A 26822-nucleotide genomic window follows, 5' to 3' on the forward strand; every position below is an offset into this window, starting at 1 on the left:
CTGTGTCACCATGGCCGAATGGCTGAATCACCGAGAATCGAAGGTCCGCTGGCAGGCCTCGTCGTCGCTGACTTCTCGCGGGTCCTCGCGGGCCCGTACGCGACGATGATGCTCGGCGACATGGGCGCCGAGGTGATCAAGATCGAACGACCCGGTGACGGCGACGACACCCGATCCTGGGGCCCACCCTACGATTCGAACGGCACCGCAACCTATTTCGCGTCGGTGAACCGCAACAAGACCTCGCGGGCGATCGATCTGAAGACCGAGGCTGGACTGATCGAGGCCCGCGAGATCGTCTCCGGTGCAGACATTCTGATCGAGAACTTTCGATCGGGAACCATGGATCAACTCGGGCTCGGGTACACCGCGTTGTCGGCCGAATGGCCTGGTTTGATCTACTGCTCGATCACCGGCTTCGGTACCGGTGGAGGGGCTGCACTACCGGGATACGATCTGCTGGTCCAGGCCGTCGGAGGTCTGATGAGTGTCACCGGCCCCGACCCGCAGACCCCGACCAAGGTCGGTGTCGCGATGGTGGACATCGTCACCGGTCTCCACGCATTGGCGGGGATACTTGCTGCGCTGCATCATCGTTCGCAGTCGGGCCTCGGCCAGTACGTGCACACGAACTTGATGTCGTGCGTGCTGTCCGCGCTCAGCAATCAATCGGCCGCGTACCTGGGCGCCGGGGTCGTGCCGACTGCGATGGGCAACAAACACCCGTCGGTGGTCCCGTACGAAGTGTTCGAGACCGCGGATCGTCCGCTTGCCCTCGCCGTGGGCAACGACAAGCAGTTCGCCGCTCTGGCGGACGTCGTCTCGCTGCCGTGGTTGTCGAGCGATGCACGCTTCACTGGCAACTCCGCGCGGGTGTCGAATCGCGATGCCCTGGTCTCGGAGTTGACGGCGCGTTTCGCGACCCGATCTGCCGACGACTGGTACCGGGCGCTGTCCGAACGCCACGTCCCTGCGGGTCCCGTCAACTCCCTCGACGAGGCGTTCGCGTTCGCGGAATCGCTGGGATTGACGCCACGCGTGGAGGTTCCGGGCGCTGCAAGCGCAGGTGTGCGGAACCCGATCGACTTCTCGGCGACGCCCGTCGGCTACCGGCTGCCGCCACCGCCGATGCCTGGCTAGGGTGGAGGCATGTTCGTCAACTCCCCCTCGACCTTCGTATCCGATGCCGTTCGCGGCCTGATCGCCTCCACCGGCGACATCGCATGGCACGCAGATCCGGGATTCCTGACGCGACGCGAACCGCTGCCAGCGGGGCAGGTCGCGCTTCTGTCGGGCGGCGGCAGCGGTCACGAACCGATGCACGCGGGATTCATCGGCGCCGGGATGCTCGCGGGAGTGTGCCCTGGATTGATTTTCACCTCGCCGAACGCACTGCAGGTTCACCGAGCATCCAGGGCGGTCAGTGTCGGCGGTGGAGTGGTGCACATCGTCAAGAACTACACCGGCGACGTGATGAACTTCCGTATTGCGCGAGAGTTGTTGCACGAAGACGGGATCGACTCCAGCTTCGTCCTGGTCGACGACGACGTCGCCACCGAACGCGCCGACGGTGACGGCCCGGGCCGACGTGGAACCGCAGCTACCGTCGTCGTCGAGAAGATCTGCGGGGCTGCCGCCGAGCGTGGGGACACGATGGAGCAGGTGGTCGCGATCGGTCGACGGGTCGCCGCCAACGCACGAAGCATGGCCGTCGCGTTGCAACCGTCCGTGCTGCCCGGATCCACCGAGTTCTCGTTCGACCTGCCGGACGGTCAAATCGAGATCGGCATCGGGATTCACGGCGAACGAGGAACGACGCGGGTCCCGACGATGTCGGCCCAGGACATCGTTGCGGAGCTGGCCCAGCCGGTCGTCGACTCGCTGGACCTCGAACGAGGCGAGTCCGTCATCGCCTTTGTGAACGGGCTCGGTGCGACCCACCCGATGGAGCTGCATCTCCTGTACGGAGAGCTGGCAGAGCTGTTGGCCGACAAAGGAATCGACATTGCTCGCCCGCTAGTGGGAAGTTTGGTCACCGCGCTGAACATGGGTGGCGCATCCATCACGCTCGTGCGCGTCGACGACGAGATCCTCGAGCTGTGGGATGCGCAAACCGACGCGCCCGCATGGCCCAACACCCCCGCCACGAGTGCATCGACACTGGGCGTACGGGAGCGGTTCGGTCCGAGTTTCGTTCCGACCGAGAGTGATTCACCTCAGGACGGGTTCGTATCCTCCTGGATCGCCTCGTGGGCCGAGCGGGTGCTTGCCGAAGAACCCGCGCTGACCGAACTGGACCGGCGCGCAGGCGACGGCGACTTCGGAACCAACATGGTCTCTGCTCTGGAGCAACTGGACCTCGCCAGCATCCGCGAAACCTACTCCGCACAAACGGTATTCGAGTCAGTATCCGAGGCATACCTGGGGCACGCAGGAGGAACCTCCGGCGCGCTGTTCGGAATCTGGTTCCGACAGTTCTACACCTGCCTCGAATCGGTGGACCTCGAATCGATCACCGCCGCCGCGCGCAGCGGTCTCGACACCATCACAGACCTCGGCGGTGCGCGCATCGGTGACAAGACGATGGTCGACGCCATCGCCCCGGCAGTGGAAGCGCTCGAAGCTGCAACAAATCTGGACAAAGGTCTACGCGACGCAGCCGCTGCCGCGACGGCCGGGGCTCAGGCAACCGAGCACCTTACCGCCAACAGAGGACGCGCGTCGTACGTAGGTGACGCGGCTCGAGGCGTCGTAGATCCCGGTGCGCTGGTGATGGCGTGGTTCTTCGAGGCTGCGTCAGAGGCTCGGTGACAAGTAGACCCGGGCGATAGCTTCGAGACCGGCCTGGTCGTCGGCGTCGAAGCGGTCCGGGATCGGGCTGTCGAGGTCGAAGACGCCGACGAGGGTGTCACCGTCGTACAGCGGAACGACGAGTTCGGATCGGGTCGCGGCGTCGCACGCGATGTGGCCTTCGAATGCGTGGACGTCGGCAATGCGTTGGGTCTCGCGGGTCGTCGCAGCGGCACCGCACACACCCTTGTCGAGTGCGATACGCACACACGCAGGTTGTCCCTGGAACGGTCCGACGACGAGTTCGGTGCCGTCGAACAGGTAGAAACCGACCCAGTTGACCTCGGGCAGGGCGTGGTAGACGAGCGCAGAAATGTTCGCCGCGTTGGCGATCCGGTTCGGTTCGCCAGCGGTGAGCGCGGCGGCCTGCTGCGTCAGCTGCGCGTACTGCTCGGTTTTCGTGCCTTCGAGGGCGGTAGCGGTGAACGACATATGGGCGAGTCTATTTCTTGACCGGCTTCCGTCGACCACTCAGGCGTCCGGCCGCGAAGCCGACGGCGAACAGCACGAGCAGGATCAGCCACAGTGGCGAGGTGATCCTCAGCCAGAACAGCTCGATGGTGGTGCTGTATCGATTCTCGGCGATGAACACTGCCGCGAGGATCACCAGCAGAATCGGCACCCAGTGCGTCTTCAGAAAGCTCAGAATTCGATCTTTACCCGACATACCTCAGGAAATTACCCGGTCAGCGCCACTCTGCGGATCCGAACTGCCAACCCGAGTGCGACGAGATATGCCGACATCCCGGAGACCTGGATTCGCTGCGCGATCCCGAGGCCTGACGAGCCGGGTAGGTTGTCGGCGATCATCAGCCAGGCAGTGGCCAGTGAGGTGATGACGAGCACGGTCAGGCCCACGGTTCGGAGCAGCGGCAGCGTTCGGTAGCGGAATGCCGCAGCGGTGAAGACGATCATCGCGGTGAAGACGGCGAACACCGCGATTGTGCTGGTCAGCGCGTGAATGTGGTGCAGCTGCGGGAACAATCCACTCGGCTCGACAGGGCAGGACGGGTCGTTCGCCGCGACACATTCGATCGGAAGCTGTGAGTCTGCGATCGTTGCTGCGCCGAAAATTCCGATCGCGATCCAACCCGTAACCGTCAGTCGTTTGCGCGTGAACGTGGCGAGACCCAGGGCCGCCGCTGCGATCAGCATGATTCCGGTGAGCAGGTCCGCGGTGCTGAAGAAGTGTCGATACGGTTGGTCGGCTGCGTCGAGCTCACTGAGAAACGACACCGCAGGGTCGAGGCCGGTGTCGAGAAAGAACTCCGCAACCCAAGCGGAGTACAGAACTCCGGCGATGACCAGCAGCACGGTTACCGCCCGCGGTGCCCATGCTCTGCTGGTATTCCACTCCTGACCCACGCGTATCAGAGTAGTGGGGCTCGGGGGTCTTGTTGGTGACCGAATGAGACATTCGCTGCGCTGAGGTGACCGAATGAGACATTCGCACACTCAGAGTGACCGAAACAGCCGTTCACTGCGCCGGGGAGACCGAATGAGACATTCGCACACTCAGAGTGACCGAAACAGCCTTTCGCTGCGCTCGGGAGACCGAAACAGACATTCGGTCACCAAGCGGACACCAGCCAGGCCCGGTCACCCCAGCGCCCGGACGACCTTGTCGGCGGCATCGGCGACCGGCTCGTGCTCCCACACCCGCACGACGGCCCACCCTTCGGCTTCGAGGCGTTCGTCGGTATTGCGGTCGCGGGCGACGTTGGCGGCCAGTTTGTCGGCCCACCACTGTGCGTTGTTGCGGGGCTTGGTGGCGTGTTCGGGGCAGCTGTGCCAGAAGCACCCGTCCACGTACACGGCCACTTTTCGCCGCGGAAAGACCAGATCTGCCCGACGCCTGAGGCCCTTGAAGGGAGCGCGGTCCACGAAGTACCGGAGCCCACGGCGGTGCAGTTCACGACGAAGCGCGACCTCCGGTTTGGTGTCGCGGCGGCGCTGCTTGCTCAGCCGCGCACTGGTCGCAGCATCGGTCGAGGGCCTGGACATAGCGCGAAACTACCCGTCTTCGCTGTCCTCGGGTTCGGACCAGGTCGGGGCGAACTTGTTGCGCCGCTCGACCTCCCCATGCACGACCGCGGTGAACTCCTCGAACGAGAGGGTCTGGGCGTTGGTCGGTCGACCGTTGCGAGGAGGGGACTCGTCGACGTCGAAGAACCGGACTTCACCGTCGGTGTCGTAGAGCCCGATGAACACCTTTTCGAACAGGTCGTACCGAGTGTCCTCGGCGCCGAGATCGACCCACATCTTTCCGGTACCGCCGACGACGGCCCGCTTGCCGCGTCCCGACCTCTTCGACAACGTCGTGACGTGATGCGCGAACGACGACTTACCGATGTCACTGGCCTTGGAGGCGTCGCCGTCGTCGCAGGTGAAGAACGGCTCGAACATGACGGCGACGAGCACGCTGTACGGCTGGCGTTGGTGCAGCACCATCGCTTCACCGCGCAACTCGTGATCGTTGCGGACGATGTTCTTGGTCCAGCGGCCGAACTTGCCGGTTCGGGGGCTGAAATCGCGGAAACTGTACGTCTTGATGGATACGCAGAGGATCAATCCGAGAGTCGGATCCAAGGCTTTGACGTCGAGCCTCTTGCGGCCCTTCGCGACGTCGACCTGCGCTTCCTGCCCGACGCCCATCGCGTCGGGAGTGATGTTGGGATAGTGCGGCCGGAGGGCGTCGGCGACGGTTTGTGCGAGGTGATTGGACAGCCGCTGCGCGTAGTTCTTCTTGTCGCTTCGGTCGGCGTCGGGCGCAGGTTTGACCCCCGCCAGCGCGAGAGGTCTGGCTAGCGCAGGCGGATCGGGAAACAGCTGATCGCTCATGCGGCTCTCGGGTTCGGGTGCCCGCCCATGCGGTCGAGGTGCGATTCGACGTCGTCGAGGAATCCCGGCACGAAACGCAGATTGCCCATCTGCGCGCGTTTGAGGAAGCCCGCGGTAGCGCGCGCCGACAGCAACCGCGAGTCGTCGAGAAAATCACTGAGGTTCTCGTACGGTTCGTGGACCGGCCACGTCGACCGATGCACCCGGAACGCCGTGCCCTTCGCGCCCCACGCAGCGGCCGGCCAGGCCTGACCCGGGAGAATCGGGACGTCGTCCGAGTGGTCGTGCGGTTGCGGATGATCGAGCTGAGATGCCACCCACGACGCCATGCGCACACTCACTGCGTTCCCGACGAGCTTCCATCGGTGCCCAGCGCGGACCCCGGGAAGCGAGAGGGCCGGAGCCGTCCAGTCGGGATCGAAGCCCTGCAGCCGCTCGGCGCCGACGATCCCGGGCGTCACGATCTCCCCGGAGGGAAGCCGAACTGCCGGGGGACTGGCGATGCCGATCGACGAACCTCCTTTGAGCGTCGGGACCGCGTTGACTGCCCAGCCGAGACCACGCGTGCCCTCGGTCCAGTAGAAGCCGCACGGCTGCTCGGACGGGTCGCCGTCGGGAAGAGGTCCCTCGTCCTGAGCGAACAAGATGTCGCGTGGATCCTCGGTACGAGAGGCGAGCATGAGCACCCGCTGGCGGCGCTGCGGAAGCCCGAACGACCGGGCGTCGACGACGCGGTACGCCCACATGTAACCGAGGTCGGACAATGCGTCGGTGATGTGCCTCATTGCGGCGCCGCGGCCGAGCTGCAGCATGAAGGGAACGTTCTCGATGAGTAACCACCGCGGGCCGTTGCGGCGTTTGACGAGCCGGAAGACCTCGTCGACCAGTCCTGATCTTGCACCGGTGATTCCTGCCGTCCGACCGGCCTGCGACAGGTCCTGACATGGAAATCCGGCCGCGACGAGTTCGGTGCCCGACGGCAGACCGCGCAGCTTTGTGACATCGCGATGCAGAGGAACGTCGGGAAAGCGTGCGCCGAGAACGGCGCCGGCGCCGGGGTCGATTTCGCACAGCAGTTCCGTCGACCACCCCTGCCCGGAGAGCCCCAACTCGAGCCCGCCGATCCCGGCGAACAGCCCCACCATCGATCGCGAACCCACGCGCATCCTTCTCTCCCGAAGCCAAAACTCTGTGCAGAACGTTACTCGAGAACTCCGACAGGTTTCGCCAACCACGCGGCCAGCCGATCGCAATCGGTCAATCGCCACTATCGGTCAATCGTCCAGCAGCGCCCGTTCGATCTCCGGCGGAAGCCCGTGGACAGGACGGTCTGCACGCTGAGCCGGCAGGATCGACTCACGCCGCATCCACTCCCAAGTGTCCCGGACGGTACTGCCGATCGGTCGGCTGTCGAGCCCTGCGCGGGCGGCCTCGGTCGTGTCGCCTTCGAGAAAGCCGGCCCATTCGCCCGTCTGCGGAACCCAGCACGGAAGGTGTGTCCAGGGTTGCGCTCCAGCGGCAGCCAGACGATCCTCGTCGATCCACACCAGCTCGGCCTCGGACGCCGTGGCGTCGACGCACGCGTGCAGCAGTTCAGCGGTCGTGGCGTGACCGGATGGGCTGATGACGTCGTATGCGCCGCTGAGTCCTGACGCCAGTCCGGAGAGAACGAACGACGCGGCATCTCGCGCGTCGACGTACTGCAGAGGACGGTCCGGGACACCGGGTGCAACGACCCTCCCGCCCGCTGCGATGCGCTGCAGCCACCACGGCAGGCGTCCGATGTCCTCGTGTGGTCCGAGGATCAACCCGGCTCGGGCCAGCAGCGCGTCCGGAAAACTGGCCAGCACACCGAGTTCGGCCCCACGTTTGGCCGCGGAGTAGTCGCCGTCGGAGTCGGAGGTCGATTCTGCATCGACTAGCGGCGAGCGTTCGTCGACGTGCTGTCCCCATCGGTAGACGGACACGCTCGACACGTACGCGTAGCGTTCGACGTGGCCTTTCAGGACACTGGCGCCCTCGGTGGCGACGAGCGGAGAGCCAGCCCAGGTGTCGACGACGACGTCCCATCGGCGGTCGTCGACGGCATCTGCGAGCGCCCCGGGGTCGGTGCGGTCGACGTGGAGAACGTCGGCGCCGGACGGTGCGACACCGGTGCGTCCGCGGTGCAGCACCGTGACCTCCCAGCCGCGCGCGAGCGCATCGTCCACGACGACGCGACCGACGAATCGCGTCCCTCCCAGCATCAGCAGCCTCATCGACACCATCGTGCCGCCCGTGCAGAGTCGGCGGCAACGATTTCGGCCAGCAGCAGAAGAACTCGACCTTGACATCAACCATGGTCGAGGTTCGACGATGGAATGCGACCGCAGAAAAATCGGTTGGTCCAAGGGCTGTCGGAGTGAAACCATGCATTCCACAGCAAGTGAGGAGAAAGTCAGTGTCCACGGGTGTGCTCGAAGACCGACCGACAACCCTCGATGAGTCGAACCTCGACACCAAGCAACCGAGCTCGCTGGCCCGGCTACTGCCGTTCCTGAGGCCGTACCGGTGGCACTTCACGGCGTCGATCGTCATCTCTCTCATCGCGACGCTGACAGGGCTGGTGATCCCACTGGTACTGCAGGGCGTCATCGACGGGCCGATCACCGACGGCAATTTCGCCGGCGTGTGGTGGCCCGCGGCGCTCGTGCTGTTTCTCGGAACAGTCGACGCGGTCGGAATCTGGGTCCGTCGCTATCTGGTGTCGGCTCCGTCGAGTCAGTTCGAGATCTCGGCTCGCGCAGCGGTCTTCGAGAAGTTGCAGAGACTGTCGGTCTCGGCGCACGAGAGCTGGGAGTCGGGGCAACTGCTCTCTCGGGCCATTGCCGACCTGTCGTCGCTGCGTCGGTTCTTCGCGTTCGTCGGCCCGTTCATCATCATCAACACCGTGACTTTGGTTGTCGGACTGGGTGTTCTGTTCGTTCAATCCTGGCAACTCGGACTGATCATGGCAGTCACCTCGGTCCCGCTGGTGATCGTCTGCGCGCGATTCGAAACGCTCTACCGCGTCGTCGCACGTGATGCGCAGGATCAGGCGGGCGACGTCACCACAACCGTCGAGGAGTCCATTCAGGGCATCAGGGTGCTCAAGGCCTTCGGTCGCAGCGCGCATCTGAGGCGGCGGTTCCTGCGTGAGGCGGCAACGCTCCGCGGCACCGAGATGAAGAAGGTTCGCTACCTCGCCATCGTGTGGGAATTGATCGTCGGTATCCCGCCTGTCGGCATCGGCGTCATGCTGGCGTTCGGGGCTTACTCGATCGTGCAGGGCACCATGACTGCGGGAATGCTCGTCGCCGCCATGGCGATCGTGGCGTTCCTGCTGTGGCCGATCGAATCCTTCGGATTCCTTCTCGCCGAACTCAACAACGCTCGAACCGCAGCAGATCGCTACTGGGAGATCATGGATACCCCGGAGACGATCACCGAACCGAAGCACCCGGTTCCACTGCCCCGTGATATCCGCGGTGTCCTCGAATTCCGAGGCGTCGGATTCACGTTTCCCGACGCCTCGTCGCCGCTGCTGATCGACGTCGACTTCCGGGTCGAACCGGGTGAGACGGTCGCGTTGGTCGGCGTCACCGGGAGCGGCAAGACTGCGCTGACGAACCTCGTTCCGCGGCTGTTCGACGTGACGTCGGGGTCGGTGACGATCGACGGCATCGATATCAGGACGCTGGCGCTGGCGGATCTGCGTTCGGTCGTGTCGGTTGCGTTCGAGGACCCAGTTCTGTTCTCGGCCAGCGTCCGAGAGAACATCGCACTCGGGCGCCCCGACGCCACCGACGCCGATGTCGACGAAGCGCTCGGTATTGCGCACGCACGCGAATTCGTCGAGACGCTGCCATGGGGTCTCGACACCCGTATCGGAGAACAGGGCATGAGCCTGTCCGGTGGACAGCGCCAGCGGTTGGCGCTGGCACGTGCGGTACTCGGCAAGCCTCGCATTCTCGTGCTCGACGACCCGCTGTCGGCGCTCGACGTCGGTACCGAAGCGCTGGTTCAGCAGGATCTGCGACGCGTCCTACCGCATTCGACGACAGTGCTCGTCGCGCATCGGCCGTCCACTGCTGCACTCGCAGACCGAGTGCTGTATCTGGAGAACGGAAGAGTTGTGGAACAGGGTACGCACGAGCGTCTTCTGGCGACCTCGGCGAAATACCGTCACGTGATGGGATCTATCGATGGCTGAGAAAGAGGTGGCTGAGAAAGAGGTGGCTGAGAATGATTGGCGGGGAGTAGGAAACGAAGATTCCACCGTCGATTCCACGGGCAACCTGATTCTCGCGGGCAGGTCGAGGCGACTGCTGATGTCGCTCGTTCGGCCGTATCGGAAGCAAGCCCTGCTCGCACTCGCGATCATCCTCGTCGACAACCTCGCCTTCGTTGCGGGCCCGCTGTTCATCGCATACGCGCTGGACCACGGTATCTCGGCGGCTGCCGACGGGAGTTGGGCGCCGCTGGCGTGGACCGTGTTCGGCTACATCGCATTCGGAATACTCGGAGCGATCACGACGTACACGTTCCTGATGGTGTCAGGCCGCCTCAGCCAGGCGATTCTCTTCGATCTCCGAGGCCGAGTGTTCACCCATGCCCAGCAGTTGAGCCTCTCGTTCCACGAGAAGTACACCTCGGGACGATTGATCTCACGGCTCACCAGTGACGTCGAATCGCTGCAGACGCTGCTCGAAAGTGCCCTCAACGACGCCTTGTCCGCCATCCTGTCCATCGTCAGTATCGCCATCATCCTGGTGTATCTCGATGTGCCTCTTGCCCTGATCGTGTTGGCGGGCTTCGTTCCTCTGGTGCTGGTCACGCGGTGGTCGCAGCGCCAGCAGCGTGCCGGTTACCGGCGAACACGCGTCGCGATCGCGAAGGTCGTCGTGCATTTCGTCGAGTCGATGGGCGGCATCCGTGCGGTACAGGTGTTCCGTCGTGAGACGCGCAACAACGCAATTCTTGCTGCCGAGGACACCGAATACCGGGATGCGACGACGTCCGCGCTGCGTGGAATGGCGAGCTACACCGGCATCGTGAGATGGATCGGCAACGTCACTCTCGCGATCATCCTCGTGTTCGGTAGCTATCGGGTGATCAACGGTCACATGGATATCGGGATTCTCGCGGCCTACGTTCTGTACCTTCGTCGGTTCTACGGTCCGCTCGACGAGTTGGCTCAGGTGTTCAACGCCTACCAGTCGGCTGCTGCTGCGCTCGAGAAGATCTCGGGTGTCCTCGAGGAGAAGCCGTCGGTGGAGGCGCCGATGGATCCGATAGTGCTGGACAGGGCGCGAGGCGACATCGATTTCGATGACGTTCAGTTCGCGTACAACGCCGAACGCGTCGTTCTGCCCAAGTTCTCGCTTCACATCCCGGCCGGGCAGGTGGTGGCGATGGTCGGCGCGACCGGAGCCGGAAAGTCGACTCTGGCGAAACTTCTCGCCCGGTTCTACGACCCGACCGACGGTTCCGTCAGCCTCGACGGCATCGACCTGCGCAGGCTCGACGACGAGAACATGCGTCAGCACATCGTCATGGTGACGCAAGAATCGTTCCTGTTCTCCGGTTCCATCGCCGACAACATCAGGCTCGGCAAACCGTCGGCGACCGATGCCGAGTGGCCGCTGCCGCAGAAGCCGTCGGGCTGACGGAGTTCATCGCGACCTTGCCGGACGGAATCGACACCGATGTTCGCAAACGCGGTGGACGGCTCAGCTCGGGTCAACGCCAGCTCGTGGCATTCGCCCGGGTGTTCCTCGCGGCGCCCGCGGTGATCGTGCTCGACGAGGCGACCTCGAGCCTCGACATTCCGAGCGAGCGGCTGGTTCAGCGAGCTCTCGAGACGATTCTGCAGGGCCGGACCGCGCTGATCATCGCGCACCGGTTGTCGACCGTCGCCATCGCGGACCGTGTACTGGTGATGGAGGACGGCGCAATCGTCGAGGACGGATCGCCTGCAGATCTCATCGCGGTGCACGGGCGATTCGCGGGTCTTCACGATGCCTGGGAGCTGAGCGCCGCTGGACATCCCGCGGGCGGGTAGTCACGTCAGGCGAAGTCCTGCGGGCGTCGATGCGCTTGGAGCATAATGACCTGGTCGAACGGCACAAGCTTCGATTGTGCGCTTCAGCGATCGGTGGCAGGCATGCCGGGACTGTCACCCACGCTCGATGCCCGGCAATGTTCTCCAGAAGCGGGGAATGATGTTCGCTTCCTTGGCCCGGTTCGTCGTGTCCAACCCGTGGAAGGTCATCGCTGCCTGGCTGGTTCTCGCCGCAGCAGCCATCGTGTTCTCGCCCAGCCTCGAGGACTACACGACGGGAAATCAGCAGACGTTCCTGCCGAGTTCGTTCGAGTCCTCGCAGGCCCAGGCAGCGGGCAACGAGTACTTTCCGACGCTGGCCGGTGCAACCGGAAGCCTGGTGGTGACGCGATCCGACGGGGCAGCGCTGTCTCCGGAGGATCAACAGGCCGCGACAGGATTGGCAACAACGCTGCAGAACGAGAACATTCCGGGCGTCGTGAGCGTGAGCGCCACGCCCCAGTCGCTGTCCCAGGATGGACGGGCCGCGGCGCTTCAGGTGTCGTTCGCCGGCCAGCCGGGCGACGAGATCGTCGACGCCGCGGTACCCGTCGTCCGTGACAACGCCGACGCGGCATTGCAGGGATCCGATCTGGTGAGCGGACTGACCGGGAACGCGGCGATCGGCGTCGACACCACAGCGGCATACGACAGGGCCGACCAGATCATCACCATCGCGACGGTCATCGTCATTCTCGTGTTGTTGGGCCTGATCTTCCGGAGTCCGATCATCGCCGTCATTCCGGTGCTCGTCATCGGCATCGTGTTGCTGGTCGTCACCGCGTTGACAGCGGATGTCGCGGCACTGTTCGGATTCGAGGTCAGTACCACGCTGGGCTCGATCCTGGTGGTCGTGTTGTTCGGCATCGGAACCGACTACGTGGTGTTCCTGCTGTTCCGCTACCGAGAACGGCTCCGCAGCGGTGACACGCACACCGAGGCTCTGCTGTTCGCGGTGACGGTGGTGGGAAAGGTCGTCGCGTCCTCGGCGCTGACGGTGATCGGCGCGTTCGCGGCCCTTCTGCTGGCCCAACTCGGCTCGCTCAGCACACTTGCGCCGGGCCTGATCATCGCGGTTGCGGTCATGCTCATCACGGCACTGACGTTGGTGCCCGCATTGTTCACCGTGCTGGGTCGACATCTCTTCTGGCCGCTCGGGCACGGACACAGCAGCGCCAGAACACCGTTCGACTCGGTCGGTGAAATTATCGCGCGGCGACCAGGACTGATCGCGGGGGCCATCGGATTGGTGCTCGTCGTACTCGCGGTGTTCTCCTCGGGATACACCTCCACGTACAACACGCTCGACGAGCTGCCGTCGAGCACGTCCTCGCAGCAAGCGTTCGACACGTTGAATCAATCGTTCCCCGCGGGTGCTCTCAGCCCCACTCAGATCTACGTGACCGGGGACGGCCCGGTGTCCCAACAGGTACTCGGCGCGATCTCGTCGGACGTCGGACAGGTGGCGGGGGTGTCGTCGGTGTCGCCGCCCAGAATCAGTCAGGACGGCACTGCTGCGGTGATCAGCGCTGTGCTGCAGGACGATCCGTACTCCAACGACGCTCTCGACCTCGTGGAGGGGCCGGTCCGCGACGCCGCGCACAGCGCCGCTGTCCCCGGAGTGAACGTACTCGTCGGCGGCCAGACATCGACCTTCGTCGATGTGCGCGAGCAGTTGCAGGCCGATACTCGCCTCGTCTTCCCCGTAGCCGCCGTGATCATCGCGATCATTCTTGCGCTGTTGCTGACAGCAGTGATCGCACCGCTGAATCTGCTCGTCTGCGTTGCTCTCACCTTCGCCGCGACGCTCGGCAGCGTCGTGCTGGTCTTCTTGCGGTTCGTCGGATACGACGGCATCGACTTCTCCATACCGATCGTGCTGTATCTGTTCGTCGTCGCGATCGGAACCGACTACAACATCCTGATCGGGTCCCGCTTGCGTGAGGAATTCCAGAACGGACATTCACCGCGCGAGGCTGCGCGAGAAGCCGTCGCGAACGACGCGCCGACAGTTGCCGCTTCCGGTGTGATCCTGGCGCTGACGTTCGCGTCGCTCATGCTGACGGGGCTGGCGAACCTGGCCGAGCTGGGGTTCGGCGTCGCGGTGGGTGTGACGATTGCGGCTCTGCTGATGGCGCCGCTGCTGGTGCCGAGCCTGTCGGCGCTGCAAGGGCGGGTGTTCTGGTGGCCGATGCGCAGGTCGTCTGCCGTGCGTGAGTAGTGACGGCGGGCGGTTCCTACCAGGGTTTGATCGGCGGCTTGACCCACATGATCTTCTCGTCCACGTGCTGTGGCGACGCGGACGGGTGCGTCGGGTTCGCCGATGCCCACTCGTTCTTGCTGACGAGCAGTTCCGCGGCCATCGACCACGTCTCCATGCTGCTCGGGGGAGTGATGTCGGCTGCCCTTGCGAGTTTGCGCCGCACGGCGTCGGTCAAGGCCAGCAGCTCGGGGCCGTCGATGCCTCGCTCCCAGATGTAGCGCGCGAGTGCCGTCGCCTTGTCCTGTCGACTTTTCGCGGCCTGCTCGGAGTGCGCGAAGTCGAAGCCACCTCCAGTCACACGGCCAGACTAGTGAGGGTGAGGAGTTGAAGACAGATGTTCACCTGTAACGGACGTCACGTGAACCCGGCGAGAAACCCGTCGTTTCGCCGTTGGGTGGAGCTCCGTTCAGGGTAAGCCTGGACCGCTGACGGGAGAAAAATCAGCACCGCTTGATCTGTCGGCCCCGCTGTCGCTTACCGTAGTCAAGTGACCACTCCAACATCGGGTGTAGAAACGGCCTCCACCCCAGACCCGTCGGGCCTTCCCACAGCGGCTCCAGCCTCGTCCACGCAGACTTGGCCGGCGATCCTGACGTGGCGCGCGCACGATGCTCCCCGGATGGAGTCGGTTCGCGTCCAGCTCAACGGCAACCGCATCAAGGCCGCCGGGCGGATCATCGGCGGCGCTTGCTCGGAACACCCGGCGTTCAGCGCGTCGTACGACCTGGTGACCGACGAGAACGGCGTCACCCGACGGCTCTCGCTGCGCACTTCGGTCGCGGGCGGCGAGAAGCAGGCATCGGTGAGTCGCGACGACGAGGGCTACTGGATGATCGAAAACTCGTCCAATCACCAGCGCTCCACCTACAACGGTGCACTCGACGTCGACGTCGTGCTGAGCCCGTTCTTCAACACCCTGCCGATCCGCCGCCTCGGACTGCACACCGATTCGACCGACGTCCAGGTCCCTGTGGTCTACGTGAACCTGCTCGACTTGAGCATTCAGGAAACAGCACTCACCTACAGCAGCGGCGCCGATGGGATCCACGTGTTGTCGCCGGTGTCCAGCTCCTCCGTGACCGTGGACGCCGATGGATTCGTCCTGGACTACCCGGGGCTCGCCGAGCGGATCTGACGCACGACGCCGCCTCGTCTCGCGGCTGCCCGGAACTTCTCCAGCCAGCCGGGTTCGCCAGGCTCGACGTCGATAATGTCGAACCGCTCGTGCTGTTCGTACAGGGTGCGCGCAGCGTGCCCAGCGGTGACGAGCGTCTTCGTCGACCGTTCGGTGACCAGTTCCTCGCGCGCCCTGGTCAGTAGGGCCAAGGCGTCGTCCAGTGCATCGGTGAGCGCGTCGGCGTTGCCTTCGCACATGGCCCGGACCAAATCGGGCGACGACGACGCAACCCGGGTTCCGTCGCGGAACGAACCTGCGGCCAGTCCCATCGCAAGCGGGCTGACAGCGCCGACCGCCGCCAGCGCCTCGGCCAGTAGGTGAGGCAGATGGGAGATGCGGGCGACGGCTCGATCGTGCTCGTCGCTGACGGTCGGCACGACGACCGATCCGCAATCCAGTGCCAGCGAGGCGACCTCACGCCAGACGCCGGGGTCGGAACCGTCGTCGACGGTCACCACCCACACCGCGTCGCGGAACAGGTCGGGGTCCGCCGCAGACCAGCCTGATCGGTTGGTGCCTGCCATCGGATGCCCGCCCACGTATCGGGCCGCGAGCTCGTGCCGTGCCACCGCCTCGGCGACCTCGACCTTGACGCTGACGACGTCGGTGATCGGATTGTCGGGCGCGTGTTCGGCAATGGCGTCGAGAATCGAGTCGACTGCGGGCATCGGCACCGCGATGACGATGAGCGCGCCGGACTCGGCTGCCCGTGTGAGGGCCGCTGTCAGGTCGGTGCCGGTGTCGTACCCGGCGTCGGCGGAGCCTGCGATCGCATCGGCCGAGCGGTTGTACCCCCACGCGGTCCTGCCAGCGCGAACAGCCGCTCGAAGCACAGATCCGCCGATCAGGCCGAGCCCTAGTACACAGACGGGAGCAGTAGTCACCCGACCAGGTTTTCACACGGGCAAACAGGGGCGACCGCGGTGGACTTCATTTTGAGGTAGTCCGGCGACTACCGTTGCGCGCATGGCTGCACAGCGCGGGAGTAACAACTCCGCCAAGGCGAAGAAGTTCGACGGTCCGGATAGCAACGCGTTCGACGACCTGGAAGGCTTCGGCGTCGCAGTGGTCCGTGAAGACGGCAAGTGGAGAGTGACACCACTGCCATCGAGTGCGCTGACGTCGTTGTCGGCCGCCGAGACCGAACTGCGTGAAATGCGGAGTTCAGGTGCCGTCTTCGGTCTACTGGACGTCGACGACGAGTTCTTCGTCGTCCTTCGGCCTGCACCGTCGGGCACCCGTCTCCTGTTGTCCGACGCCAGTCTTGCGGGCGAGTACGACATCGCGGCGGATGTGCTCGACGAACTGAACATCGACATCCCGGATTTCGATTCTGACGAGCTGGACGACGTCGAGCCGTGGCCAGAGGGAGACATGGGCCTGCTGGCCGATCTCGGGCTTCCTGAGGCGGTAATGGGCATCATCGTCGCCGAGACCGACCTCTACCCGGACGAGCAACTCGGCTCCATCGCGCAGCGCCTCGGATTCCCCGACGAACTCGGAGCTGTCCTGGACAAGCTTCCTCGGTAGCTATGACGGACGTCGAGCTCATCCGTGCCGCTCTGGCGGCTGCGGGTGACGCCTCCGAGCTGGATGTACCGGTCGGCGCTGTGGTCTTCGACGCCGACGGCCGAGAGTTGGCCAGGGCGGCCAATGCTCGTGAAGCCTCGGGCGATCCGACGGCGCACGCCGAGATCCTGGCTCTGCGCGCCGCTGCGTCCGTGCACGGTGACGGTTGGCGGCTCGAAGGCTGCACGCTCGCAGTGACCCTCGAACCGTGCACCATGTGTGCCGGGGCATTGGTCCTTGCGCGCGTCTCTCGCGTTGTCTTCGGCGCGTGGGAACCCAAGACCGGAGCAGTGGGTTCGCTATGGGACGTGGTGCGTGATCGACGCCTGGCGCATCGGCCCGAGGTACGCGGAGGGATTCTCGCCGACGAGTGCGGCGCGGCATTGCGCGAGTTCTTCGACGCGAAACGCTTATGAAACTCTCATGTTTATCGGTCCTACTCGGGGGTAAGTACCGGGGCAGGGAACGCGAAAACTGCGTTCTGTACGACGCATCCTCAGGAGGCAAAAATGGGACTCGACGACAAAATTGGTAACAAGGCCGAGGATCTGGGCGGCAAGGCCAAGGAAGCTACCGGTTCGGTCACCGGCAACAAGGACCTCGAAGCAGAAGGCAAGGGCGACCAGCTCTCGTCCGCAGTGAAGGATGGCGCGGAGAAGGTCAAGGACGCAGCCTCCAACATCAAGGACAAGCTCACCGGGAACTGATTTCCGATGGCTGAGCAGGCGATTTAGTCTCGGGCCGTCACTACGGTACAGTTTTCCGCGGTGGCGTGTCCGAGCGGCCTAAGGAGCACGCCTCGAAAGCGTGTGACGGGTAATCCCCGTCCGAGGGTTCAAATCCCTCCGCCACCGCCAAGAATCTCCCCACCCGATCCGTCGGGTGGGGAGATTTTTTTGTGTGCGTTCGGCCGCCGCCCCAAGTGACCGAATGAGACATTCGCTGCGGGCCGGCTTGGCCGCGCAGGTTCCAGCCAGTGCGCAGGTTGCAACGCGTGCGTGGGCTGGAAGGTGCGCGCTCGGCTCGCCAAGTGACCGAATGAGACATTCGCTCAACATTCGGTACCGTCGCAGAAGTGGAAATTCGGCCCCGAGGACCCGACGACCTCCCCGGCTGCATACGGATGTTGGCAGAAGTTCACCAGTCCGACGGCTACCCGAACCGCTGGCCCGACGATCCGTCCGAGTGGCTCGCACCCCAGAACTCCGTGGCCGCGTGGGTTGCTGAGCGCGACGGGCGCCTGGTCGGACACCTGGTCCTCACCGGGCGGAACGACGAGTTGTGGGTGTCGAGGCTGTTCGTCGATCCGAGTGCAAGGGGATCGAAGGTCGGAGAAGCCCTACTGCGCCGCGCGCGCAGCCGCGGGGTGCTGATGCTCGACGTCGTCGAATCCGCTGAGCGAGCCATCGCGCTGTACGAGCGAACCGGTTGGACGCTGGTCGGCCGACGAGACGCCGAGTGGATCATGTCCGACGGAACCAGACCGACCGAGCGGATATACACCTCGAATTAGGTTACCCTGCCCTTATGAGCAGAGGCGTCGAAGGCATCATCATGAAGGCCTACCGAGCGGACGACTACACGTTGACCGTGACGACAGTAGAGCCCGTCACCGACAAGTACATCCGCATCGGTTTCACATCCCACGGGCTGCTGGCCGACTATCCCGTGCACCCGACGCAGTGGGTCCGGCTGTGGTTCGACGACGGCACCGGCAGGGAACGTCAACGCGGCTACACGCTGCTCGAACAGGATCCGGCGTCGGACAGTTTTTCGATCGAGTTCGCGGTCCATTACGGCCCGGCGTCGATCTGGGCGCAGAACGCGCAACCCGGCGACACGCTCGCTGCGAGCCTGATGCCGAAAGGTTCCGGTTCGTCGAACTTCACGATCCCGGTACCGACGCCGTCGGAGTTCCTGATCTTCGGCGACACGGCGTCGCTCCCGGCGATCAACACCCTGCTCGATGCGATCGGTGACACCCCGGCGAGAGTGTGGCTCGAATGGCAGTACGAGTCCGACAGTCAGCTCCCTGTACATGCGGGTCCGTCAGTCGAGGTGACGTGGTTCGAGCGAATCGACGACGGACGGCTGCTGCGTGAGGCCGCGGAGAAGCTCGTGCCTGCACCTGGAGCGTTTGCGTGGGTGGCGTGTGACGGCAGGTCGACACGGGCGATCGTCAAGACCCTCAGGTCTACCCACGCTCTGCCGAAGGGCTCGGTCAAGTCGCAGGCCTACTGGAAGTTACGCGCGCGGTAAAAGAAGTGGCGCCGACGCCGGGAGACGCCTACCCTTCCTAGGGTGGCTAGGAAATACGCCACTGTCACTAGCAAGGAGGGCAATGGCGCGCGCTGGGCTCACGGTCGCCCGTTTGACCGAAGCGGCCGCAGACATGGCCGACGACGTCGGTTTCGAGAACGTGACCGTCCTCGCGTTGGCCCGTTCGTTCGGCGTCAAGGATGCAAGTCTGTATTCGCACATCAAGAACCTGCGCGATCTACGTCAACGGGTCGCGGTCGCATCGCTGTCCGAACTCGCAGATCGCGTGTCCGACGCCGTGGCCGGCCGCGCAGGAAAAGATGCGCTGGTGGCGTTCGCCGGTGCATATCGCGATTACGCACGCGAGCACCCCGGCCGATACGCGTCCACGCAGTTCGAGCTCGACTCCGACGCAGTGTTGGCCAGCGATGCACGCCGGCACTCGCAGATGTCGAGGGCGATTCTGCGTGCGTACAGGTTGACCGAGCCGGATGAAACCGATGCAGTTCGATTGTTGGGCAGCACGTTTCATGGCTTCATCGCATTGGAGGCGTCGGGCGGTTTCAGTCACAGTCCGCCGCGCGAATCCGAACAGTCGTGGCTGCGTGTGCTGGACGTGCTGCACCACGCGCTCGAAAACTGGCCGTCGCAGTGACTTTCGGACCAAGGAGGAGAAATGGAACCCGTAACAGAGAAAGAGATCAGATCGTCCTTCGTCAACTGTTCGAAGGGTGATGCGAAGCGTCTGAACGTTCCGCGCAACCTCACTGAAACAGACTGGGAGGAGCTGGATTTCCTCGGCTGGTCAGATCCGTCGTACGCCGGGCGGAGCTACCTCGTCGTACCGCGCGAGGGAGAGCTGATCGGTGTCGCACTCAAACATGAAACCGGTGGTTCGGACCGCGCCCAGATGTGCACCATCTGCATGACAACGCATTCACGCGGCAACGTCTCCCTGATGACAGCCAGCAAAGTCGGCGAATCGGGGCGCAAAGGGAACACGGTCGGCACGTACATGTGCACCGACCTCGCGTGCTCGCTCTACGCGCGTGGCAAGAAGACGCCGGCGCTGGGAAATCGCTACCGCGAGAACCTCACTCCCGAAGAACGGGTCGTCCGCGCTCAGGAGAATCTGAACGCGTTCGTGGAGCGGTTGTACACGTAGAGCTAGCACCCTTTTTGCCGAGCTAGTACACCGAATCACGCGTGAATTCCGGTCCAAGCCTTGCAAAAACGGTGCTAGCTACCGTTCAGCAGCTACCCTGTCCGGCGGCTTGAAGCCCGCGCAGGATTTCCTGCTGGTCCTCTGGCGGAAGCGTCGACCAGCTCGGATTGGATTGCAGCTGATCGGAGATTCCGGTCGCTGACTGCTCTCGTGTGACCGCTCCGGTAGCGGCCAAGGCATCGATCGCGGAGATGAATTGCTCACAAGTCTCTGTATACAGCTGCTCACCGTGGGGCATGTCGGATCCGGTGGGGAGTTGGGCCTCGGGCACAGCAGGGCCAGTCGGCGCTTCGGGTACGACCGCGTCCGGTGTCGCCGCTGCTTCGGACTTCGCCGGCGGCGTAGGTGAGACAACGGATGGTTCGACCGTAATGGTCACCGACGACGTCTCCTGCGTCGCTCCGGCGGTGGTCGACGTGCTGGCATCGGTGGCGGACTCGTCGCTGCACCCGGCAAGCGCGGCAGCGATGACAACTCCGGCAAAGACCATCCGCTTCATGGGCAACTGTGTACCAGAGGTCATCCGAGGGTGGCCGCGTGGGCTGCGATAACGTCGACGGTCGTCCGCCATGCCACCGATCCCTGATCTGTGAACGCGCTGTGCCCAGCACCCGGAACGATGATCGCTTCGGCGGTGTCGCCTGCCGCGTTCGCGGCCTCGACGTATGCGGTGCTCTGGTTCACCGACACCGTTCGATCAGCGTCGCCATGTATCGCCGTCACCTCGACGCCCACCGGCAGGTGTTCGATGGGAGACGCCAGCTCATATCGGTCAGGAACCTGCTGGGGCATACCGCCGAGAAATGCAGGTACCAACGTGTCCCCGCCGATGTTCGCTGCGCGCGCCATGTCGAACACGCCGGCCATGATGGTCGCGGTGCGGGGCATGATGCGAGGCGTCGCGCCGGGGGCCGACGCATCCAGTGTGTGCCGTCCGGCGAGCCATGCAGCAAGTTGACCGCCCGCAGAGTGTCCGGCGACGTGCACACGATCGAGGTCGAGCCTGCCACCCGCTGCCTCTTGCACCGTGTTCGCGAGCGCTTCGGTTGCATTGTCGACATCTGCGAGAGTGTCGCGGAAGTTGCCGGTGCCGCGACGATATTCGATGTTCCACACTGCGATTCCGCGATCGGCCACCGCCTGGGAGATCGGATCGAAATAGGTCATGTCGAACTGCTGCTGCCACCCACCGCCGTGGACCATGACGACGACCGGGATTTTGTCGGCTCCGTTGTCCGGCAGATACAGGTCGCCCACATTGTCCTCGCGATCCGGGCCGTAGAGAAGCCTGATCGGAGGGTCGGACAGCGCCGGGACGAGGGCGGGAGAAGGCGTCGGGATAGGCGGGGGGCTGGAATGGACGACAGGGCTGGTGCATCCGAGGAGAACGAAGAATGTAGCCAGCAGGACCAGAAAGCGGGTCGATCTCACCGATCGCCACCCGTCCAGGCGAGAAGGTCCGTCATGGACCAGGTATTGATGACGCGATCGGTCGGGACCCCGCGATCCTCGGCGCGAAGGCAGCCGTAACCCTGCCAGTCCAGTTGGCCAGGGGCATGGGCGTCGGTATCGATGGCGAACAGGCAGCCGCGTTCGAGCGCGATGTCGATCAGCCGTTCGGGTGGATCCTGACGCTCCGGACGGGAGTTGATCTCGACGGCGGTGCCGAATTGCTTGCAACCCTCGAATACCACCTCGGCGTCGAACTTCGATTCCGGTCGTGTTCCCCGGCCACCTTCGACGAGCCTTCCCGTGCAATGGCCGAGCACATCGACGTGCGGGTTCGCCACGGCATTGACCATCCTTCGGGTCATCGTGTCCGAGTCTGCTCGTAGATTCGAATGCACGCTCGCCACAACGACATCCAGCTCGGACAGAAGGCCGTCGTCTTGATCGAGAGAACCGTCGTCGAGTATGTCGACCTCGATGCCGGAAAGAATTCGGAACGGTGCGAGTTGCTCGTTGAGCTCGGCGATCACGTCGAGTTGACGACGGAGACGCTCGGCGGTCAGCCCGTTGGCCACCGTGAGCCTGGGGGAGTGGTCGGTGAGCGCGCAGTACTCATGGCCGAGGCGCTTGGCAGTATGCATCATCTCGTCGATGGGACTGCCGCCGTCGGACCAGTTGGAGTGCGTGTGCAGATCACCTTTGAGTGCAGATCGAAGATCGTTATCGCCGATCGGTTGGGCCTCGTCACGCTTCTCGACGAGGTACTCGGGCACATCTCCGGCGAGTGCTTGCCGGATGATCAGTGAGGTCTTGGCGCCGATTCCAGGAAGGGCAGACCAGGAGTCCGTGCGCTGTCGTTCGGACCGTGCTGTCTCGCTGAGGGATTCGACCACGTCGGCAGCTCGCCGATATGCCTTGACGCGATGGGTGTCCGCGCGCGAACGCTCGAGCCAGTAGGCGATCTCGCGGAGGGCTTGGATCGGGTCCATGTACCTATTGTCCAGCAGTGGTGTGCGGGTCGATCAGCGGAGTGTTCGGCTGCCAGTCGTACACCACCGAAGTCCGCAGGACGATGTCCTGCAGCGACCTCCGCCGTCGATCCACTGCGACCCACAACAGGCCGAACGCGAACAGGACGCACAGGAATGCGCGCAGCGCGGCGAGGGGCCACCGGACCAGGCCATGCTGCGGAGTGATCAGCCGAACACCCATCATGATCGCGCCGACGGTACGGCCGGTGCCCGCCCAGCACACGGTGAGGTAGAGCATCGACAGTCCGATCAGGACCGACACGGACAGCTTCATGGCCGGGGATTCGAAGCTGAAGGATCCCGGATCGAACAGCAACTGCACGAACATGGATCCGACGTAGGCGGCGCCCATCAGCGCACAGACTACGGTCAAGTCGATGACGGCGGCAGCGCCCCGGGTGATGATTCCTGCGGGGCGCATCTCGTGCGGCTTCTCCGGGTGAGGATGTCTCACGTCGACGCCGGACCCGGTTCGCGGCCGAAGAGCCTCCCGACGAAGTGGGACACGGCGTCGTCTGCCTGCATGCCCTGGCTCCTTACTCCTCGCACTGCTTCGGCGGACAGCGAACCTGTCGAATCTCTGATGATGTCGGGGAGGTCGACACCGTCGATGACGAAGTTCGCGAGCGCGATCAGGTCGACGCGGGAGATCGCAGTGTCGAGGTCGACTCTGGACACCTGACGGTCGAGATCGACAGTGTCCACGACTGCATCGAGGTCGACTCGCCCGATCACGGCATCGATGTCGACGCGACGGACCGCAGCATCCAGATCCACTCGGGCGACCGCCTTGTCGAGGTCGACTCGCTCGACGGCCCGGTCCAGGTCGACGCCCTCGATGATGGCGTCGATATCGACGTTGTCCCGGATCAGACGCGTCAGGTCGATTTCCTCGAGTGCAGCGGCGACGATCTTCACGACGATTGCGCGTAGCAGTGCGTCGGCGACGACGGTTGCCGTTGCGATGGTTCGTTCGCCGCGTGCGGCCAGTGCACGCAGCGGGGATCCGAGGCCGGGAACCCGCGTGAGTGCACGGGCAGCGCCCGCAGCTGTGGCGACCACGCCGACGGCCACGTCGAGTAGACGAACTTCTTGGGGCATCGGCCTCACCGCCTTGTCAGGTCAAATGATCATTCCAGTTCGGCGACAGTCGTGTGCACTCAATTCGACCGTCGAATTTCGGACAAATCTCTCAGTAAAATGCCAGGAACTGGATCCTCCATGGACTTGAAGGTGCAACTAGCATTGGCGGGCATGACAAAGAAATGGTGGATAGTCGGCGCAATCGTCGTCGTACTGGTGGCACTCGGAGTTACGGTCGGGCCTTGGGCCTACGGAAAGTTCATTGCCGACAGTGACGCACCTGCGGCGACGGTGTCGACCTCGGGAGCGCAGGCCGCGTCGACCGACGACATCGATGGCACCTGGACCATCGTCCCGGGAGATGCGTCGAACACGACTGCGGCGGGATACACCGTCGCCGAGGTTCTCAATGGCGCCGATGTCACGGTTGTCGGGACGACCACCGAGGTCAGCGGCGACGTAACCATCGAGGACAACTCGCTGACCGCAGGCGAAGTGACGGTGCAGACCAACTCGATCACCACCGACAGCGACCGTCGTGACAGTCAGTTCCGTGGCAACATCTTCGATACTGCGACCTACCCGACCGCGACGTTCACCTTCGACTCGCCCGTCGACCTGTCCTCGCTTCCGAAGGACGGGACGACGACGACGGTGACAGCAGATGGCACCCTCACTCTCAAGGATCAGACGCGCCCGGTGTCGGTCGAGATCGAGGTCCTGCAGTCCGGTGACACCCTGATCGCGTCGGGGAGTATCCCCACAACGTGGTCGGACTTCGGAATCGAGCCGCCGTCGCTCGGATTCGTCACGGTCGAGGGTTCAGGATCCGTCGACTTTCTGATCAACTTGAACGAAGAGTAGGTTCCTTCGTTCTCTCTCTGCTCGGCGTCCACCCCGGTGGACCGAGGACGAATCCGCACCGCTCACGCCACGACCGCGATGCCGCTACATCCCTTGCGATGGAGCGGTATTCGTGTGTCTGGAGTGTCCACAGATTGTAGGTGTCGACCGGTTTCGTCAATCCGTAGTGTGGTCGTTCGATTTCGTCGGCGTAGCTGCCGAAGATTCGATCCCAGATGATGAAGATGCCGCCGTAGTTCTTGTCCAGGTACTGCGGATCACGTCCGTGGTGAACCCGATGGTGCGACGGGGTGTTGAAGACGAATTCGATTGCGCGCGGGAGCTTGTCGATGCGTTCGGTGTGTACCCAGAACTGGTAGACAAGGTTGATCGAGAATCCGACGAACACCATCCACGGGGGGATTCCGAGTAGCGGCAGTGGGAGCCACATGATGATCTCGCCGCTGTTGTTCCACTTCTGCCGCAGTGCGGTACTGAAGTTGAAGTACTCGCTCGAGTGGTGGGCTTGATGAGTTGCCCAGATGATCCGCGTTCGGTGCGCGATCCGGTGGTACGCGTAGAAGAGGAAGTCGACACCGAGGATCAAGATCACCCAGGTGTACCAGGCGTCGGCAGGGAGATGCCATGGTGCGACGTACACGTAGAGGGCCGTGTACCCGAACAGCGCGAGGGTCTTCCACACCGTCGTCGTCGCGATGGATACGACGCCCATGCCGAGGCTTGCTCGGGCGTCGGCACCCTTGTAGCTGCCCTTGGTCCCATCTTCCAGCTTGATCGCGGCCAGCCATTCGATGGCCAGCAGCAATGCGAACGCGGGGATCGCCAGCGCCACCGGATCTCGTAGAGGTTCGGGAAGCGTGTTCCAGGCAGAACCGACCCACTCGACCATCGGACAACTCCTCTGCGTGACACTTGGGAGTCAAGTGTAACGCGCGGGGGTGTCAGGGGCCACAGTTGGTTGCTACGTATTGACCGAATGTCTGTTCGGGTCACCTTTGGGGGGACCGAATGTCTGTTTCGGTCACTTCGGGTGAGCGAACGACTGTCTGAGTCACTCAGAGTGACTCAATGAGCCGTTCGCTCCCACTGGGAGACCGAAACGGACATTCGCTCACGGCCGGGTGACCGAAACAGACATTCGGTCACCGAAAAGGGGGCCTCCACCCGTCAGCGAGCAGCATTCTTGATGAACTCCTCGACCCCGGCTGCCGGGGCGGTACCCCCGAACCATCCACCCCGGACGTGGCGGCGCGTGGCGTGATCGTCGGTGGCGCGCGCGGCAGAGTGCCAGAGGTAGGCGTCGTGCAGGATGACGTCGCCTCGTTCCACGTAAACGGCCACCTCGCCGGGAATTTTCTCGAATCCTAGAGGCATCGGGAAGGGTGGGGCCATCGAGGAACGGCCACCGGTGGGGCGAGCGGTGTCGGGGACCGTGACGCCGTTGATGTTGCGGTACGGCGCGGGCGTCGCCCACAGATGACTGCCGGGGACGACCCGAAGGAACCCGTTGGCCGGGCTTGTGCCGTCGATATGAAAGGTGAATGCCGTCGAGGGCCAGACGTCGAGGCTCGGGCTTGCCTGCCAATCCGAGTGCCAGCCGATCCGGGTGTAGCCGGATTCCTTGCCGGGGCGCGCGTCCTGGTACACGACTCCGAACTGTTCGCTGTCGCGAAGCCAGATTTGCTCGCCCAGAACGACTCTCAACACTTTCAGTAGCTGCGGATGTTCGGCGGCCGAGCGAACGGCCGGGGACAGTTCGTTGACGTACTCGACGTAGTTGGCGAACTTGTCGGCCTTCGCCGCCTCGTCGAGGAAGACCGTCGAGCCGTATCGGCTGGGTAGTTCGCCGGCGACGACCTTCGACTGCGCGCCGACGCACTCGCGTTCCATTGCGTCCTGCTGGTCGTCGGTCAGCAGGTTTCGTACGACGGCGTACCCGTGCATCGAGTAGAACCACGCGATGGCTTCGGTGTCGGAAGCGTCGAAGACGCCATGCTCGTTGATCATGCACAGACGCTAATGCCGAGGACAGGGTTCCGCAGCGCGAGATTCGCCTATTTCCTATTCGAATGATAGGAATCAGGGTGCCC

Annotated in this window: 29 protein-coding genes, 1 tRNA gene and 1 pseudogene; 15 read left to right on the forward strand and 16 right to left on the reverse strand. The window is 64.0% G+C overall.

Annotation, left to right across the window (positions count from 1 at the left end; genetic code table 11):
• Positions 1-18 precede the first annotated feature (18 nt).
• Positions 19-1140: a CaiB/BaiF CoA transferase family protein gene (locus ACODSO_RS03880; protein ID WP_489035177.1), complete on the forward strand. Its 1122-nt coding sequence runs from the start codon at positions 19-21 to the stop codon at positions 1138-1140.
• Positions 1141-1149: 9 nt separating this feature from the next.
• Positions 1150-2811, forward strand: coding sequence for a dihydroxyacetone kinase subunit DhaL (gene dhaL / locus ACODSO_RS03885; RefSeq protein WP_489035178.1), 1662 nt, complete (start codon positions 1150-1152; stop codon positions 2809-2811).
• Here dhaL and ACODSO_RS03890 read toward each other — a convergent pair.
• The 7 genes from ACODSO_RS03890 to ACODSO_RS03920 all read right to left on the reverse strand — a co-directional run bounded on the left by ACODSO_RS03890 (position 2797) and on the right by ACODSO_RS03920 (position 7949).
• Entirely contained in the window at positions 2797-3282 is a 486-nt protein-coding gene (locus tag ACODSO_RS03890) for a GAF domain-containing protein (RefSeq protein WP_489035180.1), read from the reverse strand. The two genes, dhaL and ACODSO_RS03890, sit on opposite strands and share 15 nt — an antisense overlap.
• A 10-nt stretch (positions 3283-3292) precedes the next feature.
• A complete protein-coding gene (locus ACODSO_RS03895; RefSeq protein WP_068375132.1) occupies positions 3293-3517 on the reverse strand; it encodes a hypothetical protein in 225 nt (74 codons plus the stop codon).
• Between the two features lie 11 nt (positions 3518-3528).
• Complete coding sequence (locus ACODSO_RS03900) at positions 3529-4215, reverse strand: DUF998 domain-containing protein (protein WP_489035182.1); 687 nt, start codon at positions 4213-4215, stop codon at positions 3529-3531.
• A gap of 234 nt (positions 4216-4449) precedes the next feature.
• Positions 4450-4854: a very short patch repair endonuclease gene (locus ACODSO_RS03905; RefSeq protein ID WP_489035184.1), complete on the reverse strand. Its 405-nt coding sequence runs from the start codon at positions 4852-4854 to the stop codon at positions 4450-4452.
• Between the two features lie 9 nt (positions 4855-4863).
• Positions 4864-5691 carry a hypothetical protein gene (locus tag ACODSO_RS03910; RefSeq protein WP_489035185.1) on the reverse strand — a complete coding sequence of 276 codons (828 nt, stop codon included), beginning with the start codon at positions 5689-5691 and terminating at the stop codon, positions 4864-4866.
• Complete coding sequence (locus ACODSO_RS03915) at positions 5688-6836, reverse strand: DNA cytosine methyltransferase (RefSeq protein ID WP_489035434.1); 1149 nt, start codon at positions 6834-6836, stop codon at positions 5688-5690. The genes ACODSO_RS03910 and ACODSO_RS03915 overlap by 4 nt, the downstream gene beginning before the upstream one ends.
• Positions 6837-6965: 129 nt before the next feature.
• Complete coding sequence (locus ACODSO_RS03920; RefSeq protein WP_489035186.1) at positions 6966-7949, reverse strand: NAD-dependent epimerase/dehydratase family protein; 984 nt, start codon at positions 7947-7949, stop codon at positions 6966-6968.
• A gap of 182 nt (positions 7950-8131) precedes the next feature.
• Between ACODSO_RS03920 and ACODSO_RS03925 the strand changes: the two genes are divergently transcribed.
• From ACODSO_RS03925 to ACODSO_RS03935, 3 genes and pseudogenes are all read left to right on the forward strand, one after another.
• Complete coding sequence (locus ACODSO_RS03925; protein WP_489035187.1) at positions 8132-9922, forward strand: ABC transporter ATP-binding protein; 1791 nt, start codon at positions 8132-8134, stop codon at positions 9920-9922.
• Positions 9915-11773 (forward strand): annotated as a pseudogene (locus tag ACODSO_RS03930) (ABC transporter ATP-binding protein). Before ACODSO_RS03925 ends, ACODSO_RS03930 begins: the two are co-directional and overlap by 8 nt.
• 127 nt (positions 11774-11900) lie before the next feature.
• Positions 11901-14033 carry an MMPL family transporter gene (locus ACODSO_RS03935; RefSeq protein ID WP_489035188.1) on the forward strand — a complete coding sequence of 711 codons (2133 nt, stop codon included), beginning with the start codon at positions 11901-11903 and terminating at the stop codon, positions 14031-14033.
• A 16-nt stretch (positions 14034-14049) separates the two neighbouring features.
• Here the strand turns inward: ACODSO_RS03935 and ACODSO_RS03940 are convergent, their stop codons facing one another.
• Complete coding sequence (locus ACODSO_RS03940) at positions 14050-14373, reverse strand: hypothetical protein (protein WP_489035190.1); 324 nt, start codon at positions 14371-14373, stop codon at positions 14050-14052.
• Between the two features lie 321 nt (positions 14374-14694).
• On the opposite strand from ACODSO_RS03940, the gene ACODSO_RS03945 reads away from it, so the two are divergent.
• Entirely contained in the window at positions 14695-15210 is a 516-nt protein-coding gene (locus ACODSO_RS03945) for a putative glycolipid-binding domain-containing protein (protein WP_489035436.1), read from the forward strand.
• Here ACODSO_RS03945 and ACODSO_RS03950 read toward each other — a convergent pair.
• Entirely contained in the window at positions 15183-16136 is a 954-nt protein-coding gene (locus tag ACODSO_RS03950) for a prephenate dehydrogenase (protein WP_489035191.1), read from the reverse strand. The two genes, ACODSO_RS03945 and ACODSO_RS03950, sit on opposite strands and share 28 nt — an antisense overlap.
• Before the next feature lie 82 nt (positions 16137-16218).
• Between ACODSO_RS03950 and ACODSO_RS03955 the strand changes: the two genes are divergently transcribed.
• The 8 genes from ACODSO_RS03955 to ACODSO_RS03990 all read left to right on the forward strand — a co-directional run bounded on the left by ACODSO_RS03955 (position 16219) and on the right by ACODSO_RS03990 (position 20245).
• On the forward strand, positions 16219-16782 hold the full coding sequence (locus tag ACODSO_RS03955) for a tRNA adenosine deaminase-associated protein (protein WP_489035192.1): 564 nt from the start codon (positions 16219-16221) through the stop codon (positions 16780-16782).
• Positions 16783-16784: 2 nt separating this feature from the next.
• Positions 16785-17237: a nucleoside deaminase gene (locus ACODSO_RS03960; protein WP_489035194.1), complete on the forward strand. Its 453-nt coding sequence runs from the start codon at positions 16785-16787 to the stop codon at positions 17235-17237.
• 93 nt (positions 17238-17330) lie between these two features.
• On the forward strand, positions 17331-17528 hold the full coding sequence (locus ACODSO_RS03965; protein ID WP_489035196.1) for a CsbD family protein: 198 nt from the start codon (positions 17331-17333) through the stop codon (positions 17526-17528).
• A 59-nt stretch (positions 17529-17587) separates the two neighbouring features.
• Positions 17588-17678, forward strand: a tRNA-Ser gene (locus ACODSO_RS03970).
• 218 nt (positions 17679-17896) lie between these two features.
• Positions 17897-18334 carry a GNAT family N-acetyltransferase gene (locus ACODSO_RS03975; RefSeq protein ID WP_489035198.1) on the forward strand — a complete coding sequence of 146 codons (438 nt, stop codon included), beginning with the start codon at positions 17897-17899 and terminating at the stop codon, positions 18332-18334.
• Between the two features lie 14 nt (positions 18335-18348).
• Positions 18349-19080, forward strand: a complete 732-nt coding sequence (locus ACODSO_RS03980; RefSeq protein ID WP_489035200.1) for a siderophore-interacting protein — start codon at positions 18349-18351, stop codon at positions 19078-19080.
• 82 nt (positions 19081-19162) lie between these two features.
• On the forward strand, positions 19163-19735 hold the full coding sequence (locus ACODSO_RS03985; RefSeq protein WP_489035202.1) for a TetR/AcrR family transcriptional regulator: 573 nt from the start codon (positions 19163-19165) through the stop codon (positions 19733-19735).
• Between the two features lie 21 nt (positions 19736-19756).
• Positions 19757-20245: an FBP domain-containing protein gene (locus ACODSO_RS03990; RefSeq protein ID WP_489035204.1), complete on the forward strand. Its 489-nt coding sequence runs from the start codon at positions 19757-19759 to the stop codon at positions 20243-20245.
• An 85-nt stretch (positions 20246-20330) separates the two neighbouring features.
• On the opposite strand, the gene ACODSO_RS03995 is transcribed toward ACODSO_RS03990, so the two are convergent.
• From ACODSO_RS03995 to ACODSO_RS04015, 5 genes are read right to left on the reverse strand one after another with little or no spacing between them, the layout of a single operon-like run.
• Positions 20331-20804, reverse strand: a complete 474-nt coding sequence (locus ACODSO_RS03995; RefSeq protein WP_489035206.1) for a hypothetical protein — start codon at positions 20802-20804, stop codon at positions 20331-20333.
• Positions 20805-20824: 20 nt separating this feature from the next.
• Positions 20825-21736: an alpha/beta hydrolase family protein gene (locus tag ACODSO_RS04000; RefSeq protein WP_489035208.1), complete on the reverse strand. Its 912-nt coding sequence runs from the start codon at positions 21734-21736 to the stop codon at positions 20825-20827.
• A complete protein-coding gene (locus tag ACODSO_RS04005; protein WP_489035210.1) occupies positions 21733-22743 on the reverse strand; it encodes a PHP domain-containing protein in 1011 nt (336 codons plus the stop codon). Before ACODSO_RS04005 ends, ACODSO_RS04000 begins: the two co-directional genes overlap by 4 nt.
• A 4-nt stretch (positions 22744-22747) precedes the next feature.
• Positions 22748-23206, reverse strand: coding sequence for an RDD family protein (locus ACODSO_RS04010; RefSeq protein ID WP_489035438.1), 459 nt, complete (start codon positions 23204-23206; stop codon positions 22748-22750).
• A gap of 29 nt (positions 23207-23235) precedes the next feature.
• Positions 23236-23886 (reverse strand): hypothetical protein, encoded by a 651-nt coding sequence (locus ACODSO_RS04015; RefSeq protein ID WP_489035212.1) that lies wholly within the window; start codon positions 23884-23886, stop codon positions 23236-23238.
• Between the two features lie 153 nt (positions 23887-24039).
• On the opposite strand from ACODSO_RS04015, the gene ACODSO_RS04020 reads away from it, so the two are divergent.
• Positions 24040-24732, forward strand: a complete 693-nt coding sequence (locus tag ACODSO_RS04020) for a YceI family protein (protein WP_489035214.1) — start codon at positions 24040-24042, stop codon at positions 24730-24732.
• On the opposite strand, the gene ACODSO_RS04025 is transcribed toward ACODSO_RS04020, so the two are convergent.
• Complete coding sequence (locus ACODSO_RS04025) at positions 24713-25621, reverse strand: sterol desaturase family protein (RefSeq protein ID WP_489035215.1); 909 nt, start codon at positions 25619-25621, stop codon at positions 24713-24715. The genes ACODSO_RS04020 and ACODSO_RS04025 overlap by 20 nt on opposite strands.
• A 278-nt stretch (positions 25622-25899) precedes the next feature.
• On the reverse strand, positions 25900-26739 hold the full coding sequence (locus ACODSO_RS04030; RefSeq protein ID WP_489035217.1) for a phytanoyl-CoA dioxygenase family protein: 840 nt from the start codon (positions 26737-26739) through the stop codon (positions 25900-25902).
• Positions 26740-26822: the final 83 nt, after the last annotated feature.

The organism is Rhodococcus sp. FG69 (genome assembly GCF_057808915.1).